This is a genomic window from Pseudoalteromonas sp. TAP-3C, from assembly GCF_059888565.1.
Genome location: NZ_JCBFEM010000002.1, coordinates 274,566 through 292,819, shown reverse-complemented (window position 1 = coordinate 292,819; position 18,254 = coordinate 274,566). Strand labels below are relative to the sequence as shown.

At 41.4% G+C, this 18,254-nt stretch carries 11 protein-coding genes; 4 read left to right on the top strand and 7 right to left on the bottom strand.

Annotated elements, in window-relative coordinates; translation table 11 throughout:
* Positions 1–85: 85 nt before the first annotated feature.
* Positions 86–1,303, top strand: coding sequence for an alkaline phosphatase family protein (locus AC6H44_RS17190; RefSeq protein ID WP_500739084.1), 1,218 nt, complete (start codon positions 86–88; stop codon positions 1,301–1,303).
* 117 nt (positions 1,304–1,420) lie between these two features.
* Here AC6H44_RS17190 and AC6H44_RS17185 read toward each other — a convergent pair whose 3' ends face one another.
* From AC6H44_RS17185 to nosR, 5 genes are all read right to left on the bottom strand, one after another.
* On the bottom strand, positions 1,421–5,473 hold the full coding sequence (locus AC6H44_RS17185) for a DEAD/DEAH box helicase (RefSeq protein ID WP_500739082.1): 4,053 nt from the start codon (positions 5,471–5,473) through the stop codon (positions 1,421–1,423).
* A 100-nt stretch (positions 5,474–5,573) separates the two neighbouring features.
* Positions 5,574–6,317 carry a zinc-dependent metalloprotease family protein gene (locus AC6H44_RS17180; protein WP_500739080.1) on the bottom strand — a complete coding sequence of 248 codons (744 nt, stop codon included), beginning with the start codon at positions 6,315–6,317 and terminating at the stop codon, positions 5,574–5,576.
* 68 nt (positions 6,318–6,385) lie between these two features.
* Positions 6,386–7,102, bottom strand: coding sequence for a protease inhibitor BamI-like protein (locus AC6H44_RS17175; protein ID WP_500739079.1), 717 nt, complete (start codon positions 7,100–7,102; stop codon positions 6,386–6,388).
* Between the two features lie 500 nt (positions 7,103–7,602).
* Positions 7,603–8,622 (bottom strand): ferrochelatase, encoded by a 1,020-nt coding sequence (gene hemH / locus AC6H44_RS17170; protein WP_500739077.1) that lies wholly within the window; start codon positions 8,620–8,622, stop codon positions 7,603–7,605.
* Positions 8,623–8,695: 73 nt separating this feature from the next.
* Positions 8,696–10,033, bottom strand: a complete 1,338-nt coding sequence (gene nosR / locus AC6H44_RS17165; protein ID WP_500739076.1) for a response regulator c-di-GMP phosphodiesterase, NosR family — start codon at positions 10,031–10,033, stop codon at positions 8,696–8,698.
* Positions 10,034–10,548: 515 nt separating this feature from the next.
* Here nosR and AC6H44_RS17160 point away from each other — a divergent pair.
* Entirely contained in the window at positions 10,549–13,077 is a 2,529-nt protein-coding gene (locus AC6H44_RS17160) for a TonB-dependent receptor plug domain-containing protein (protein WP_500739075.1), read from the top strand.
* 574 nt (positions 13,078–13,651) lie between these two features.
* Here the strand turns inward: AC6H44_RS17160 and AC6H44_RS17155 are convergent.
* Entirely contained in the window at positions 13,652–14,857 is a 1,206-nt protein-coding gene (locus tag AC6H44_RS17155; protein WP_500736204.1) for an IS4 family transposase, read from the bottom strand.
* A 330-nt stretch (positions 14,858–15,187) separates the two neighbouring features.
* Here AC6H44_RS17155 and ltrA point away from each other — a divergent pair, with 330 nt between their 5' ends.
* Complete coding sequence (gene ltrA / locus AC6H44_RS17150) at positions 15,188–16,462, top strand: group II intron reverse transcriptase/maturase (protein WP_500734985.1); 1,275 nt, start codon at positions 15,188–15,190, stop codon at positions 16,460–16,462.
* Between the two features lie 215 nt (positions 16,463–16,677).
* On the top strand, positions 16,678–16,878 hold the full coding sequence (locus AC6H44_RS17145) for a ribosome alternative rescue factor ArfA (RefSeq protein WP_500739073.1): 201 nt from the start codon (positions 16,678–16,680) through the stop codon (positions 16,876–16,878).
* Positions 16,879–17,213: 335 nt separating this feature from the next.
* On the opposite strand, the gene AC6H44_RS17140 is transcribed toward AC6H44_RS17145, so the two are convergent.
* A complete protein-coding gene (locus AC6H44_RS17140) occupies positions 17,214–18,197 on the bottom strand; it encodes a helix-turn-helix domain-containing protein (protein ID WP_500739137.1) in 984 nt (327 codons plus the stop codon).
* Positions 18,198–18,254: the final 57 nt, after the last annotated feature.

The following is an 18,254-nucleotide window of genomic DNA, read 5'->3' as shown; positions in this document are numbered from 1 at the left end:
TTTAATTTATCAGTTTGTATCATAAAGTAACAACTTACTTTAAAATTATTTTTTAAAATCAATAGTCATCAAGTAGGTATTCAAAATGAAGTTGTGGATTACAAAGGCACTATGTTGGTGTTTGTTATTAGTGGTAAATAGTGCAAATGCCGCTAAAGAGCAAACGGTTGTTATGATCTCTATTGATGGCTTGCGCTGGGATTATATTGAAAAACACGGTGCCCCCAATTTAAAGGCCATGGGTGAGCAAGGTGTAAGGGCGCAAAAAATGCAGCCTGTGTACCCAACAAAAACGTTTCCTAATCATCTTTCTATCATTACCGGTTTATTACCCGTCAACCATGGCATTGTTGACAATAAATTTTGTGATAAAGCGCGCAATAATCAGTGCTATAGCATGGGTAAGGGACTTAACGACAGTACCTGGTTAAGTGGCACGCCATTGTGGAATTTAGTCAAAATGCATGGGCTTAAATCGGCGGTGTATTTTTGGCCTGAGTCGGATGCGCGCTTTAATGGTATGACACCTGATTACTATTATCATTATTCTAAACAAGGTGATTACCAAGACCGTATAGACCAAATTGTACAATGGCTAAGTTTACCTAAGGCGCAGCGGCCCCGTTTTGTTGCCGGTTATTTTTCGTTAGTGGATAGTATGGGGCATAAATATGGGCCTGATGCAGAGCAAACGCGTGATGCGGTTAAGCAATTAGATAGTTTGATGGGGCAGTTGAAAACCCGTTTAAGTAAGTTAGAGCAAGATATAAATTTAGTGATCGTCTCTGATCACGGTATGGCGATGGTTGATCCCGAGCAAAGTATTATTGTGAATGACTTGCCAAAAGATGAACACTTTATAGTTAAAAATGTAGGTTCTCGTTTGCTTATTTACGCTAAAAATGATGTTGAAAATGCCGATGTTGCTGCCTATAAAGCGCGTTTACAGCAATCAGCAAAAGGCCGTTTTGCGGTACTGACTGACGCACAGCTTGCCAGCTATCACTTTAATAAAGGCAGTCGAGTGAGCGATATTGTAGTACAAACAACGGCGCCTGCGGTATTTACCGATACAGAAAAAGCGCATTATTTAGGCACGCATGGCTATGCGTACACCGATGATATGGCAGCTACATTTATAGCAACGGGGCCTGCGTTTAAGCAAGGGATGAGTATTGAGCATGTTAATAGTTTAGATATTTACCCTGTGCTTGCCAAGGTAATGAGACTCAAGCTTATGAGTAAAGTTGATAGCGATGGCAAAACTTTACTCCCTGCAATAAAACAGAAAATAATTAATTAGTTAGGTTTGTTTATCTTTCGAGGTTGAATTTACAGCAGTTTAATTGTCTAAAAACAAACACGCTGCTGTAAAGCTAAATTCAAAGCTAACCTCAAAAAATAAACAGGTCGCGTTACATTACATTTCACTGTTACTCAATAGCGCCAGCAATTGATCTTTAGACATTTGCCCTGCATCACCACTGCCTGCTAATACTTTATCTGCGAGTGCTTGTTTATGTTCATGCAGTTGCAGGATTTTTTCTTCAATGGTGTTTTGTGCAATTAACCTGTACACAGTGACGGGGCGAGTTTGCCCTAAGCGGTGAGCACGATCTGATGCTTGTTGCTCAACCGCAGGGTTCCACCACGGATCGAGATGCAGCACATAATCGGCTGCGGTTAAGTTAAGCCCAGTACCGCCGGCTTTTAGGCTAATTAAAAACAAAGGGGCAGTGCCTGCTTGAAATTTATCAACTTGTTGTTTGCGTTTGTTAGCGCTCATGCTGCCATCGAGATAACAATAATCGATACCGCGTTTTTGCAAACGTTTTTCAAGTAGTTTTAGTACATCAACAAATTGGCTGAAAATTAGCGCTTGGTGGTTGTTTTCTAGTAATTCTTCAATAATCGCTTGTGCGGTGTCGAGTTTACTCGATGGCAATTTACTGTTCGCTAGTAATAACTGTGGGGCAATACAGGCGCGGCGTAATTTAGTGAGTGACGCTAAAATAGTGATGTACTGGCTGTCTTCTTGATTTGCTTGTTCTAGGGCATTTAAACGCGTTGCCTCGTACAGTGCTTGTTCTTTATCGCTTAGCGCAAAGGTTAAGTTTATCTCGGTTTTTTCAGGTAATTCAGTCAATACCGTTTGCTTAGTACGACGCAGGATAAACGGTGCAATTAGGGTTTTTAGGGTATCGGCTTGTTGTTGGTTTTTATCGGCATTACCAAAGCGTTTCTTAAATACCGGTAGTGTGTGTAAAAAACCTGGCATTAAAAAATTAAATAAACTCCACAGTTCACCTAAGTGGTTTTCAATCGGTGTGCCAGACAGCGCGACTTTAAATTGACCATTGAGTGCAAACGCGGCTTTTGCGCGTAAACTTAAGGGGTTTTTAATGGCTTGTGCTTCGTCAAAGACAATATTAGCAAAAGAAAATTGCGCCAGTTGATCACCTATTAATGGTAATAAGCCGTAGCTGAGTACGACTAAATCGTGTGCGCCTGCCGTGGCGAGAATATCACTGCACGCAGTGGCGTTTTCAATAATTTTCACATTCAAAGTTGGTGCAAACCGCTCAGATTCGACTTGCCAGTTATGGCACACTGACTTTGGTGCAACGACTAAGCTGGCGCCTAAACTAGCGCGCATTTGCAGCACGGTTAAGGTTTGCAGTGTTTTGCCCAGTCCCATGTCATCGGCTAAACAGGCATTGAGTCCCCAGTTAGCCAGTTGCATTAACCAGTTAACGCCGACCATTTGGTAATCACGCAGTACATTGACTAAATGCAGCGGTAAAGTGGGCTCTATTGTTTGCTCAAACTTAGCTAAGCGAGTTTGCCAACTTTCACCAAAGGTGACATCTTCTAAATCAGCAATCGTTTTGTGTAACGGTAGGGCACGGGCGTTGGCAATTCTTAGCTCATCGGTTGGGCTGTGTTTATCAAGGTGTTGCATACCTTCTAAACGATTTAGCAAGTTAGTTAAACGCTGATCCAATAACAGTGAATTGCCTTCTGAAAACTCTAAAATACTGCCGCGTCGAGGGGCTTTGAGTAACGTTTGTAACTCGTATACTTGGCCGCTGGGCAGTGAGATGTTGCCACTAACACTTAACCAGTCATTATCGTCATTTAAGTTAAGCGACAGGTGTTTGCTACTGGCGACCTTCATGCCTTGGCTGCTCTCATCCCAGCTTAGTACTAAGGACTGCTGTTGCTGTGCTGTTTCAAGGAGCTCTATTGCTTGGCTGATATCTTCAGGTAAATAAAACTGCTGTTGAATTTTATTATGTTGCGGTGATTGTCGATCAGCAAATAATCCGGCCATATTTTTTAGTAATTTTTTAAACGCTTTTTGCTCTGCTTTTAAATCACGTTTAATAACAATACTGTCGGTTTGCTCATTCTCAGTATGTGTGAGTGTTAAAGCACCCATACCGGGTTCAACCCAGGGGCCATCGACGCCATTTGGCATGACATAAAAATTAATGTTGATACCTAATTGGGTAAGGGCGAGCACAGCGGCAAATTCACATAAACCTTGGCGTACGTTGTTAATATGAGCAAACTCGGTACGTTGGCTACTAATATGGTGTTCGTTGGCCAGTACTTGTAAAGCGGCATTGAGTTGCGGTAATCTTTCTTCAGTGAGGTTATTGGGTTGCTGTTCAAGTAATTGTTGTAGCTTGAGTTGTTTATCATTAATGGTGAAAACTTGATAACAGTGTGCGTGATTGTATACCAGTATAAAATCATTATTAACACCGCTAATACTCGGTTGCATCACAAGGCGATAGCAATCATTTCTGTCTTGTGCAATTTCAATAATAAATTCGCCTTTAATGAGGCTCAGTGGCTGGGCGTTTTGATCTTCAAGCCCTTTAAATCCGATCAGCGCTTGCAATACCGCTGCGGTTGCGTGTATCTCATTGTAGCCAAATCCAGCATGGCTATTGAGCACCTGTATTAAGTGACGATCAGCACTTGTTAACACGTCTTCGTATTGGCTATAAGCAAGTTCATGGGCGTTTACTTTACGGCCTTTAGTCCACTCGCCTTTGGCGTTGAGCTGCTGCAGTTTAGCTTGAATAATTGGTACATCTAGATGAGTCACATCCAATTGCCAAATAACTCGTTGCTGGGCAGTGGGGGTGTCTATTTGGCTAATTTCATCCAGCCAACGTTGCCATTGTGGCACGCGGGGAAAGTGCTGTAGCAACCCTGCGTTAGGTAAGGCGGTATCATCACTAAGCCAATTAGCAAGGTGCATACATTGCACTGCTAACCAGTGTTGTTGCTGGCTAACGGCGGTTTTAAGTTGCGTTAATAGCTTTGTTTCACCTCTTAGCTTGTTCACTTGCTCATCAGTGGCGTTTTTAATAATAGCTAACAATAAACAAAATAACGGTGCTAATGCATTTGGATTATTAAGCAAATAATGTAGGCTACTGGTTAAGCGATGATATTGATAGCTTGCTAAATCATCCTCAAGCAGGTAATCAATGGCTTGGCTGGCATGACTTAACTGGCCGAGATTTCTTTTGTACCATTTACTGCAGGTGTTGAGCTGTTTTATATCAGCGGGACTGCCGCTGATATACAAGCAGAGTGTATAAAGTAACCCGGAAAGTTCACTCGGGTAAATGCCTTTACCAAATTTTTTTCTGTAGGCAGTTAACGCACTTTTATACTGTCGCAATGCAACATCAATAAACCCACCCCCTACGGCATTGGTATTTGCCTCAAAAAAGGTGGCTAAAACACGATCGCGTTTGTCATCAAGCAATTGCGCAAAGTTATTATCTTGCAATAATACGGCTAGATTTTCATTAAGATAAATGCGTGTGTTAAGTGCCAAGCTTGACTGACTGACGAGTGTAGGCCAAGCTGGATCTTCACTGAGGTTAAAAAACTGCCCGCGAATAAAGTTTTCTAAACACAGTTGTTGCCATTGTGTGGGCAAACAGTGCCACACTTGGCTGCTATATTTCGACTGTGCGAGTAAATTAATAAATTGAAAATCAATTGCCTGTGATAAATCACCGAGCAATTGAGGTTTACCATTTTGCTCTCGGTGCATGTAGTTAAATAACACCTGTAAAAAATCACAATAACTATCGTAGTAATAACAGCTTTGTGCTGCTTCTGTAATAAATGCTTGTAGTAAATTAGGCTGCTTAGAGACGTTAACAATACCAAGCGCAAAGGCGTTTATTGAGATACGAAAGTTATTTCCATACGGCAATTTCCAGATAAGATCTTCGGTTTCGAGTTGTTTAGTGTATTGGCTCACTTGTGTTTGAGAAAATGAATAGCCATTTTTAATGTGACTATAAAGACGTTGGCTGATTTGCTTAGTTGAATTATTATAGCCGTGTGAAGCACTACTGATTATCAGTGCAAGTAACACGCAAAGTTGTTTTTGTTGTTCGTCAGTTGTGGTGTCAGGCAAAGTGGTTAGTGGCATAAATCAATATTTAAAGTCGCTAATAATTGCGATTAGTATAAATTTCAGCGGTGGCAGTTACAACTAATAAAAAGCGACCTAAAGGTCGCGATTAGTGTTGTTATTTAAAATTAGCGATACTGGTTTTTGTGTCGGTAACGGTACGAATAGCATATGACTGGTTGGTCACACCAAAAGGGATGCCGTTGACACGCCAATTTGGGTTTGAAAAATAGTCATACTGCGTCGCACTACCAAATACAAATGGGTAGGCCATAATACTGGCAAACTCATTTTGTACGCCGTGCCCCATACCATCAACGTAAACGCCGCCAGATGTATCGCCTTGCTTACGTGAGTGAGCTAAACCTTGATTATGCCCTAGTTCGTGTACAAAGGTGGTTGCTCCACAATCAACAGCCGTAATTGAATACATACGGCTGTTCATAGAGCTGTATAAATTACCATTGGAACCTTGACCAACCCATGCTAGCCCACATGAAATTAAACCACTGCCGGCACTTTGGCCTGTCCCTAGTACGGCAACCATGTCGGCTTTCCAATTGTCACGTAGGCCATTTACATAACTACTATTGGTAACGGCATTCAACCACTCTTCTGAAGGCGTAACAGCATAGTTACCTAAGTTTTGAGTGCCTACTAATCGAAGGGTTATATCTACGCCATTTTGGCTATATACCTGATTACTAAACGCAATAAGCTGATTAATCTTAGTATTGATATTACTGGTAGCGGCTGCAGATTGATCGGTATATAAAATACCAATATCGATAGTCTCTGCTGATACTGTGCTTGCGGCACAGAGTGTGGCCGCCATAGCGGCTGTTGAAATTACTTTTTTCATTGTTGTATTTCCTTCCTTTTTTACGATTACGATTTTACTGCTGGGTAGTGGTACCTGCGCTGCAGGGATCATTTAGAAGAGCGGGGATTTTCAATTTTTGGTGCAAATGGGTCTATGTCATCAGTGTTTTTGGGCGCGGGTTCGCCAATTTGATGCTCTATATGTGTTTTGTATAAATCGCGTTTAGCGGCTATCCAACCATATTGGCCTTTACTTTCAAATACATAATTACCACTTGGGGCTGTAAATTGACCATAAACCGCATCATTGCCAACCGTTAATATGGTGGAATGCATGGCACCATCAACACCAATAACTTGACCGATAATACTTTTATCGCCATTACTGGCATGGGTAACCTTGGTTATTTCGGCGCTGTAGGTTTCTGCTGTTTGTGGTATGGCAAGATCAAAATTGTCACCCGCTTTAAGGGTTTTAAGTGCAGCTAAGTCAAATTCTATGTAGGCTTCATTTTGTAAATCGGTCGGGAGAACTTTTGCCGCTTTAAGTATGTCTTTGGCCTTTATTGAAGGTTTATTAATTGCGTCATATGAGTGTGATTGCTCAACAGCTTCATCGTTAATGGGTTTTGATGAAATAGGATCGCGGCTCATATCAATTGGCGATGGAGCGCGTGTTTTTTTAACAAACTCAGAATCAATAGGGACGATATCAATAGCGATGGGTGCTGAAGGCTCGCTTGTTTTTGATTGGCTAGTTAGTAAGGCGTAAATCGCAAATACAGATAAAGGAATAGCGATGATTAATACAATATAGCGTTTCATCCGTTTCTCTTTTAGGATAATTAGTGAAGTAATTGTTAAGTTTTATCTTAAAAAAAGAATTAGATCAAATTTAAATTGTAATTATAAAGTGGTATTGGTGTTTTTATAACTCATTGTAAGTATTTGTTTTACCCTTTTTAGGTATGCATTGTTGATTTAATATAATGTTTTTTTTGTAGTAATGACGCACCCTGTGGCGTTTTTTTAGGTACGTTGTTGTTTTTAAAATTGCATCAGTTTTGATGCGTAAAATTAATTAAATTTTTTTAACGCCTCTAGTTTGACCTTATGGGTCGCTAGGCTCAGCATGCTGGGGAATAATTGTAGGCGGGATAACATGGATGGTGACGCGTAAGCGCTAAGCGCAGTTTTTAGTTATAAGCCGTCAGCTGTCAGAGCAGTGATGCTAAGGCGCGAGGTAAACTCTCGCCTACAAGCAACGACCGCACTTGGCTTATCTCTTGCTGATCGCTAAAACCTGACCGCTGCTCTTTGCGTTTTTATAGCATTGGCTTTAATAAATCAAACATGGCATTTATGTGGTCGTCACGGTCGTTTAATGCTGCAATATAACGGTATTTTTCACCGCCGGCTTCTTCAAAAATTTCTCGGTTTTCACCTTCTAATTCTTCAAGCGTTTCTAAACAGTCGGCGCTAAATGCAGGGCTAATAATAGCCACGTCCTTAATCCCTTCACTTGGTAAGCTCTCTAACGTGGCGTCGGTGTATGGCTTAAGCCACTCGGCTTTACCAAAACGGCTTTGAAATGTAGTAATTACTTTATCTTTGTCTAAACCCAGTTTTTCAACTACTAAACGCGTAGTTTGCTGGCATAGACAGTGGTATGGGTCACCGTTATCTAAAAATTGTTTTGGCATACCATGATACGAAAATACCATTTTTTGTGGCATCCCGTGTTTTTCTATATCTTCGCTAATACTGTTAGCCAGTGATTCTAGATAGGCTGGGTTTTTGTGATAACCGTTTACAAAATGAAGTTCGGGCACCCAACGCCATTTTTTTAGTACATTTGCTACTGCATCAAACGTTGAGCCCGTTGTTGGACTTGAGTACTGAGGGTAAAGCGGCAGTACAATAATTCGGGTTAGGCCTTTATCTCTGAGTTCTTCAAGGCCCGCTTCTATTGAAGGGTTACCATAACGCATAGCCATAACCACTTCGGTGTTGGTATAACCATGTTGCTTTAACAACGCGTTTAATTTTAGGCTTTGCTGGCGGGTAATATGAGTAAGTGGTGAGCCATTTTCGGTCCAAATGCTTTTATATAATTTAGCTGAGCGTTTTGGGCGAATGCGTAAAATAATGCCATGCAGAATAATCATCCATATAATGCGCGGTATCTCTACAATGCGCGGATCAGATAAAAATTCACGTAAGTAAATGCGCAAGGCGCTTGCAGTAGGGGCATCAGGGCTGCCTAAGTTGGTCAGTAATATGCCCGTTTTTTGATTAAAACGCCCGTCATGGGGATTGTCGGTAACAGCAGAAAATCGCGACACATTGTGCTCCTTCAAGCAAAGTAATTAATTAGTATAAGCGTATTGTAACGGAAAAAAGAATAGTTTAGATCAATCATTTAGCTGTTTTAACCATAATTCTAAACGGCGTCGGTTTTTTGGCTTCGAGCTGTTGTAGTTTAAAAATTGATTTGGTGTTAAAAATATGTCCTTTGGGCAAAAGTATAATACCTGAATGGCTGTGCAGAGAATTTGCCAATGTCATATTTTCTTTAAGTTCTTGAGCACTAATAATTTTTATTGAGCCAATTGAATTATCAGAGGCAATCAGCTCAGCATGGCTTGCTTCTAGTGCTTTGACAATTTTTGGATGATATAAACTACCACTGTGGGGTTTAATATTATTGAGTGCAAATTCGTGACGCTTTTTTGTAGTAAGTAAAGGCTCACTCTGCTCATAATTTCCCCAATAGTCACGAGCAACATTGAGTACCATAGCGCCAATAGGTATATCGTCACCAGCCAGTCCTTTAGGGACACCATTACCATTATGATGTTCAAATTGGTGATAAATTGCATCAGATACGTCACTTAAATGAGTCGCGGGCATTAACATTAATTGCGAAATACTAGGGTGTGTGTAGAACGTTTTGCGTTGAGCCACGCTAAGCTTGTTAATCGGTTTATTGTAAAGCTCAGGATCCATGGCCAGTAATCCTATTTGAGCTAAATATCCTGCGATAGGGGCTTGGGTAATACTTTTTTGAGATATATTCAGATAACGCGCTATTTGAGTGCACGTACCCGCTATATTTGCTGCTCGTTTACCATCGAGATAAGGGTTAGCATTAACAAAATTATAGAGCAGTTCAACGGTGGACTGATGCTCTCGCTTTTCATTTTCGTTCGCTACCTCAAGCTTTTTTAGGACCGTCCTTATTTGTGTTGTGCGCTTATTGACTAATTGTTCTAAATTGCTATTGAGTTCTTTTAATTGTAGGTTTTGCAGGCTGACATGCGCTTGTAAAATTTCATTTTGTTTTTTTAATCTAAATTTTTCGACCGCTGATTTTATAACGCTAATTAAGTGATCATTTTGCCAAGGTTTTTGCACATAGGCATGAATACCTCCTTCATTAACTGCGCTGACAGTTGATTCGAAATCAGAATAACCTGTTAATAAAATACGTTGGCTATCGGGGGCGAGTTTTCTTGCTTTTTTTAAAAATTCAGCGCCATTCATTTGTGGCATTCGCATGCCACTTATTACCACATCAAATTGTTTTTTATGCATTTTATCAAGCGCATCTTGCCCTGTGATTGAAACACTAATATCAAATTTATGTTGGCGTAATAAGCGAGTTAAAGATTTAAGTACATTGGCATCATCATCTAAGCATAATATGCTGGGCGGCTGTTGATTTAATTGCTCTAATTTATCAATGTCCGTCATTTTTTTACCAATAAGATAGTTAGTTATACGACTTAACTTAGTCTAAGCTTTGACTGTAAACAACTGATTTATTTAGGTGGCTTAGCTATTGTGATTGAGCAGTGCATAAAATAGAGCTGAAAAATGGCCAGCACTACAATAACCACCTCTTTATATTCTTCTCGGTATTTTTGTATATTATCTACTTTAGTCTAATAAAACGTCTTTAGAAGTACGTTATACAACCAGTTGCGAGCAAAAAACATACAAGTTACTTTTTTTTAATTATTATAAATTAAACGTTATAATTAACATTGTGTTAACTTGGCGGGTTTTGATATTAAAATGCTGGTTTGGTTGTATTTTGAGCGCTTAGGGGTGTTATTTTTCTATTTTTAACGTTTTTTGCATTCTTATGCTTATTTTATCAATTTTTTTGTTTCTTTTTGTTTGTATATGTTGCTAGGATGTTTTCAAAGGCTTGCAAGTAAATGCCTTCATTAATTATAAGAACACACAAAAACAGGGTCCTCATTATGTCTACATATCGTTTAAACACATTGGCTGTCGCAGTTGCTTTTGCCTTTAGTGCCCCAAGTATGGTCAGTGCCCAAGAAGCACCCGCTAAAGCGCAAAAAAATATCGAACAAATATCTGTGTTAGGGTCGCGAGTTTCTAATCGCACAGCAACCGAATCGTCATCACCGATTGACTTAATTGACGCAGATGATTTAAACAAAGGTGGTTTTACTGAGCTTGGTCAAAGCCTTCAAGCAACAGCGCCTTCGTTTAACTTTTCGCGTACACAGGTTTCTGACGGTTCCGATTTATTTCGCCCTGCTACATTACGCGGCTTACAACCAGACCAAACGCTGGTTTTAGTAAACGGTAAGCGCCGTCATAATCAATCTATTTTTGGTTTAACCAGTACCGTGGGCGGTGGCTCTGCGGGTACTGATATGAATGCAATACCGCTTATTGCTTTAAAAGGGGTTGAGGTGTTACGCGATGGTGCCGCGGCGCAATATGGCTCAGATGCGATTGCTGGGGTTATCAACTTATCACTTAATAACTCAACAGATTTAACCACAGGTTATGTGCAATACAGTGAAACGGGCGAGGGCGATGGGGAAACAATTTCTGCGGGTTTAAATCGTGGTTTTGAGCTAGGTAATGAAGGTGGTTTTATTAATTTATCGCTTGAGTATCGCGATGCAGACAAAACTAACCGAGCAGAGCGAGATACTGGCGGTTCACTAACTGTACCACCAGGGACTTTATCGGATGAAGTACGTTGGGGGCAAGGTAACGCTGAGAGTGAATTTACTTCTGTATTTTACAACATGGCATTGCCAATGGGCGAGGGCGAGCTTTACTCATTTGGTGGTTACTCTGAGCGTACCGCACTTGGTAACGGCTTTTACCGTAACTTTAATGAAGCGTCTAAAAACGTGATTCAAGTTTATAGCGATGGTTTTTTACCGCAAATAGACAATGAGGCACAAGATATCTCTATTGCAATCGGTTTTAAAGGCGATTTAAACCCTGATTGGAATTACGATGTATCGGCGGTATATGGTGAAAACCAATACGACTTTACCTCACGCAATACTTTAAACGCCTCTTATGCTGCGGAGTATTTATTTAATAATCCGGGCGCGAGCGATGCCGATATTGCAGCTAATGCAGGGCCAACAGAGGGGTATTCGGGTGGCTTTCGGTTTGATCAAACTACAATCAACGTAGATGTGAACGGGATTGTTGATATTGGCCGTAGTGAGCCTGTGTACGTGTCAATTGGTGCTGAATACCGTAAAGAAAATTATGAAATTGTACCCGGTGAGGAGGCGTCATACGCGTGTGGAACTGCCAATACTGATACGTCATACCCATCAGTGAACGATCCGAGTCAATTTGCACAATGTGGCTTTCAGGCCTATAACGGCCTTCGCCCAGAAGCATCAAACAAAAGCGACCGCGACAGTTATGCGGTTTACGTAGAAGCAGAAACTATGGTGACCGATGCCTGGAATATTAGCGGCGCACTTCGCTATGAAGATTTCTCTAATGCGGGTGACGACATAATCGGTAAAGTAGCTACGCGTTATGAATTCAATGATGACTTTGCGGTACGCGGTGCGTTATCAACGGGCTTTAGAGCGCCATCACTCCAGCAAAGTGGCTATACAGCGTTTACAACAAATTTAGGCTCTGATGGGTCGTTAAGTCAGTCGTTTACCGCGACAACGGGCTCTGCGTTTCCTTCCGCATTAGGCGTTAATAATTTAAAGCTAGAAACATCAACTAACTACAGTGCGGGCTTTGTTTACGATGTCACCAGTGATTTATCGTTAACGGTGGATTTTTACCGTGTAGAAATTGAAGACCGTATCACGCTTGGCAGTTTATTATCAGCCGACGATGTGGCCTTTAGCCCTGAGGCGGTTGCCGCTTTACAAGCAACGGGCGCAGTGCAAGCGAATTATTTTTCAAACTCGGTTAACTCAACCACGCAAGGCGTCGACATTATTGCCTCATATCGTACCGATTTATATGACGGTAATTTCTCTGCAACGTTTGCGGGTAACTTAAACGAGACTAAAATTGACAGTGTTAATGCAGCACCGGGTATTCCTGAAAGTGTGGCACTTGATGATATTCAAAGCAGCTTTTTAACGGATGGTCAGCCGGGCGAGCGTGCCACGCTAACGTTTGATTATGAGCGTGACGCGTATAGCTCAATGATCCGCTTTAATTATTTTGGCGAAACCGATGTGAAGTACTTTGGTAATGACCATATTGAACTGGCAACAGATGGCTCATTTAAAGCAACCAGTACGGTAGAGTCAGCCGTATTAGTGGATTTAAATGTAAGTTATCAAATTAACGATATGTTTGCCTTATCAGTGGGTGCAGACAATATCTTTGATGAAACACCGGATGAATTAGGTGATGATGAAGTATTAAACGCTATTTCAAATGGGGCGTTTAAATACCCGTTACGTGCTGTACCCTACGGTTTTGATGGCCGCAGTTACTATGCAAAAATCAGCTTTAGTTTTTAATTTTTTTAGACTAAACCAGCAAAGGCGTCGTTATAACGGCGCTTTTTTGTTTGCCCAGCGAAGCTGGCAAACCCGTCAGGTTGAAAGAAATCTGAATCACCCCGACTGAGGGGAAGATAATCCGAATCGTAAGGGCGTTGCTGGCCAACGGCAGGGTCTGAAGGAAGCGATAGGAAGTTAACAGTACACAACGCAAGTGAACCTGTTTCGGCAGTGTAGGTGGGTAAGCGTGCAAAATAGCGCAAAGCCCGATACTCAGTCAGACCTATACTGTGTTTGAGGGTGGGATTGTTAACAGGGAGCCAGCACAGTAACTGGGGAAGCCTGGCATCTAAACTTAGTGTAAATAAGTGGCCTAAACTCAAGGGGAAACCCAAGGTTTAACGTCGGTGTGAGGTGGCAGATGAACCCGTAGTAGTGAGTAAGGCTAGGCCGATGAAAGCCAGTAATGGTGTGGAGGGCAAAACCAAGCCGACTATCAGCAGCGTGTCTGATAGGGTCAATTTAAATCAAAAGTTTTAATTGATTGCGAAGGGGGGAAGTATTCTTTAAGAGCTGAGAGATCCCCACGAATTTAGCCTAAATTATCAATTTGTATAGTCAGAAGTGACAACTGGCTATACACATAAATAATGAACTGCCCATCAGGCTCATACCTAGGATCATCAACCACTTCTTTGCCAAGATAAATATAGGACAATACTCGTCGTTTTTTCTCTGTATTCGCTTGTAATGCCGCATCCCCTTGTTGTGCCGACACGGTGTACCCTATGCACCATAAGACAAACAACATTAACGCCGCTATGAGCAATAAATTATCAAACCTTTCTGCGCTTCTTGAATTTGCAAAGGCTAAACTAATGCCAAGTTTTGCATTCTTAGTGTCTCTGAAACTTTCTTCTATTTGCATACGTTGTTTATATAAAGTCACAATCCGTTGAGGCTTATCTGTAAATTGTGTAGGTAAATTAAACACAAGTAGCCAAGGCTCTTTGGCCTTTTGTTGTTGGTATTTAACCGTTGTACATTGAGATTGCCCACCCCGTTTTTTGATTTTTTTACGTCCCTTGTTTTTCCCTCTAAACAAAACACCTTGGCACGCGAAACGAACTGTTTTTCCGTAGTAAATCTGTGTCAGAAGGTGTGGTTTACCTGTTGCTTGCTCAAACCATGATTTACAATTTCGCCATGTCTCAAGGTCGCTAGATAAGGTCACATTGCCTCTGACGCGCCCAAGCCAATACCAGCCTTTATCTTCTATGGCTTTAAACCATGGCGTTCTAAAAATAGCATCAGATAAAATAATAGGCTGACAATCTGCAGGTAAACACTGTGCCAAGCTATCGAGTAAGTGTTGATGAGCCGCTTCGGTATTTAATTCGCTTTCAGGATACACTTTTTCATAGAGCGTTAACGCTCTTCCCCCCATTGGTATGCTTGCCCTGAGCACTTGAAATATTTCGCCGCCATTAATAGGTGACCAGTCAACGATAATAAGTGGGTGTTGTTGCTGGCCTACTAAGCATTCGGTCATATGTTCATAGAAACAAAGACGTTCTTGATGCAGGTTAGCATTACCAATCAAACGGTCTGCGCGTTTAATATCATGTTTTTTATCGGTATTAGAAAATGATTTTAATCCGCGGCCTAGGTAAGTGACAGTAACGCGCTGGTCACGCAAGCCTGAGTTAACAAACGTAAAGACTGTATTTAAACGTGTTTTATGAATTTCAGGGTAGGCAATGGCAATATCTTTGTGTAATATTTCGGTGGCTTTCATGATTATGAGTGAGTTTTTTTATAGTGAAAAAATTTGATCACAAATAATCATGAGAGTCTACCATTAATTTTTATTTTGTGGGGATTCGTCAGCTTTAAGAGTATGAAAATCAGGAATATCGACGTATAGGCTCACATGTATTTCGACGGAAATAGGCAAGAGATGACGGCTAAGCAGGAATGTGGACGCTGAGAATTAAAGGCCGAGCACGGGAGTAATGATTGACCACTTAGGCAGATTGCCACTGGGCTAGCACACCTAATGTCATCATGAAGGACACCACTATACATCAATGTGAAACGACAGACATACCGCAAGCAAAGGCAATTGATGACAGTTTACTACAGCTTGTATGGGCAATTATTAGATATTAATAACCTGTACAAGGGATTCAAAAAAGTGAAAGCAGCAAAAGGAGCCGCCGGAATAGATGGGCAGTCCATAGCCGCGTTCGCCTTGAATTTAGAAGAAAACTTGAAACAACTGCAACGAGAACTGCAAAGCAAGCAGTATCGCGCGCAGCCGGTCAAACGGATAGAAATACCGAAAGACGATGGCGGCGTGAGATTGCTGGGCATTCCAACAGTTCGCGATCGCATAGTACAACAAGCGCTATTGAACATTCTCCAACCGATCTTCGACATCGACTTTCACCCATCAAGTTATGGGTACAGGCCGAAACGAAGCTGCCATGATGCCATCAGCAAAGCCACGGTATTTATTCGTAAATATCAGCGTGAGTGGGTGGTTGATATGGATCTGTCGAAGTGCTTTGACCTGTTAGATCACGATTTAATTATTAGCAGCGTCAAACGCAAAGTGACAGACGGTAGCATTTTAAAGCTGCTCAATCAGTTTTTAAAAAGTGGGGTAATGATAGGCAATCACTGGGAAGCGAGTGAGGTAGGGAGTCCACAAGGAGGGGTTATCAGTCCATTGTTGGCGAATATCTACCTAGATGCGTTCGATCAAGAAATGAAAAAGCGAAATCACAGAATAGTGAGGTACGCCGACGACATTTTGATCTTATGCTGCACAGAAAAAGCAGCGAAACATGCACTCACTGTAGCAACTCAGATACTGGAGAAAGACTTGAAGTTAACAGTCAACCAAAAGAAAACCCACATAGCGCATAGCAGTGAAGGGGTAAAATTTTTGGGAGTGGAGATAGGATGTAATTGGACACGGATCCAAGGGTCAAAACTCAAAGGCTTCAAACAAAAAGTTAAACGATTAACAAAACGAAATAGCGGCATGAACTTAGTTGAAATAATAAAAAGACTAAACCCAGTGGTGCGTGGTTTTGTAAATTATTTCAGTATAGCCAATTGTAAACGAGCATTAACTCAGCTGGCGGGGTGGTTAAGACGCCGATTAAGGGCCATTCAGTTAAGGTTGTGGAAAAATCCAGCGAGATTGCATAAACGACTAAAACAATTAGGGAAAAAGCCGCCATTTAAGTTTATAAAAATGAACTCATGGCGAAACTCCCTAAGTCCATTATCGAGTGTAGCAATGCCAAACCAATGGTTTGAAGAGCTAGGTTTATATTCAATGGAAAAAGTAAGTACAGGATGGCTTGCTCAATCGGCGTTTAGTAAATAAGCCGAAGGGATAGAAGAATACAGGAGCCGTATACGAGGTCCGTACGTACGGTTCTGTGAGAGGGATGAGGCAAAAGCCTCACCCTACTCGATATGGCAAAAATATATTAAAAAGAACATTAAAAATGATTGCATGCTTGAAAATAAAGCATACAATCGCCACCAATAGCACAGCAGGATAGTATCCTTTTGAATTTAATTAATAGGAAAAAATAAATGACTAAAAAATGCAAAGCAAAAGCGGCTAACAAATCCGCAGTAGACACTGGGCGCGGGGTGATAAAACACAACGCATTGGCCGCACTGGTCACCTCTAAAGTATTTAAACCGCAAGTGGTTAAAGCTAAAAAAGGCAAAGGTTCGTTTAAACGCAGCAACAAGCACGCAGGACAAGCGTCCTATTTAATCGCGGCTTAAATAGCCCCGATCAAATAGGGCTTTTGTTGCGAGTTGGCTAAGTGTTTGCTGAAATAAGGCGGGCGTTGAGCATCGAGCTACGGGTTTCGAGTCACGAGCAGCGAACACAACCTAGCGCCTGAAACCTGCACATCTGTAGGGCGTGCTTTAGCGCGTCAATATTGCTTTGAAGTGCAGCGAATGAGAAGAAAATGAGAAGGCAGCGGGCTTCGAGTTACGAGCAGCGAACACAACCTAGCGCCTAGCTACTTCCCTAAAACCTAGAACCTTGCCCCTCGCAGCCCGAAGCCCGTAACCCGAAGCCCGAAGCCCGTAACCCGATACCCGTATCCTAGTTATCCATGTATTATCGATTTAGAATTTGCGAGGTAAGATGTGTGGCTGGTAAGTGTTTGCGAGGGGTTTTCACCAAATAGTTGAGTGTAATCTTTAGTAAATTGCCCTGCATGCCAAAACCCCCAATTGGCTGCAATCACAGAAATTGGCTTATTTTGCGTTGCTAGCTTTAGCTCCCTTCTTACATTATTTAACCGCGTTAAACGTAAAAACCGCAGCGGATTAATCCCTAAAATACTTTCAAAACTGTATTGTAGCGTGCGCCTGCTCACAAAAGTGAGCTCACATAGCTGGGTAATGGTTACTGTGCTTTGTGGGTGTGCATTTACATACTCTTTAACTTTATCAACCACCGCTTTTCGATGTTTATAACTAGGTGCAACACGTTGCTTAGTCTGTTGCTTTTGCAATAAATGTAACGCGAGCATATTAAGCATATCTTGCTGTAACGCTGCTGTTAGCCCAAATGCGCTACCACTAACAATGGCGTTTATGATTTTTCGAGCACTTTGTAAGTGTGGCTCATTTACGCTTATGCGCTCAGCGCCTTTAGCCGTAATATCGTTTAAACACACCCCTTGTAGCTGCGCTATATGTGCGATTGATTGCCAATTAAATACTAAACCATAAATATTAAATTGCTCAGGGGTAACAAGTTCAAACTCTGTTTGGCTGGTGCGGCACATAAATTGATTATTCGCCACATTTAGTCCGTTAATTTTACTCGGCTGGTTTTGCGCGGGTATGCCAAGCCAAAGTGAATCTGGGGTAATGTTGCATTGCTGGCGTAGCGCACGCTGTGTGTATTCTTTAAATACATGAATATTTTTAAAATCTATCCCTTCAATACAACCATAAAAATCGCCTTCACTGGTTTGATCATACTTTTGCTGCCACTGCGTTAAATTGTGGGCTTGCTGGTCTATATCTTGTGTTTGCACTTTGCTTTTTTGCGGTGCGATAAAGTTATTTAACTGCGCCATAACGGGAACACTCATTTTTATTATTGTTGTTTTTTAATTAAATTTAGCACTAGTTTT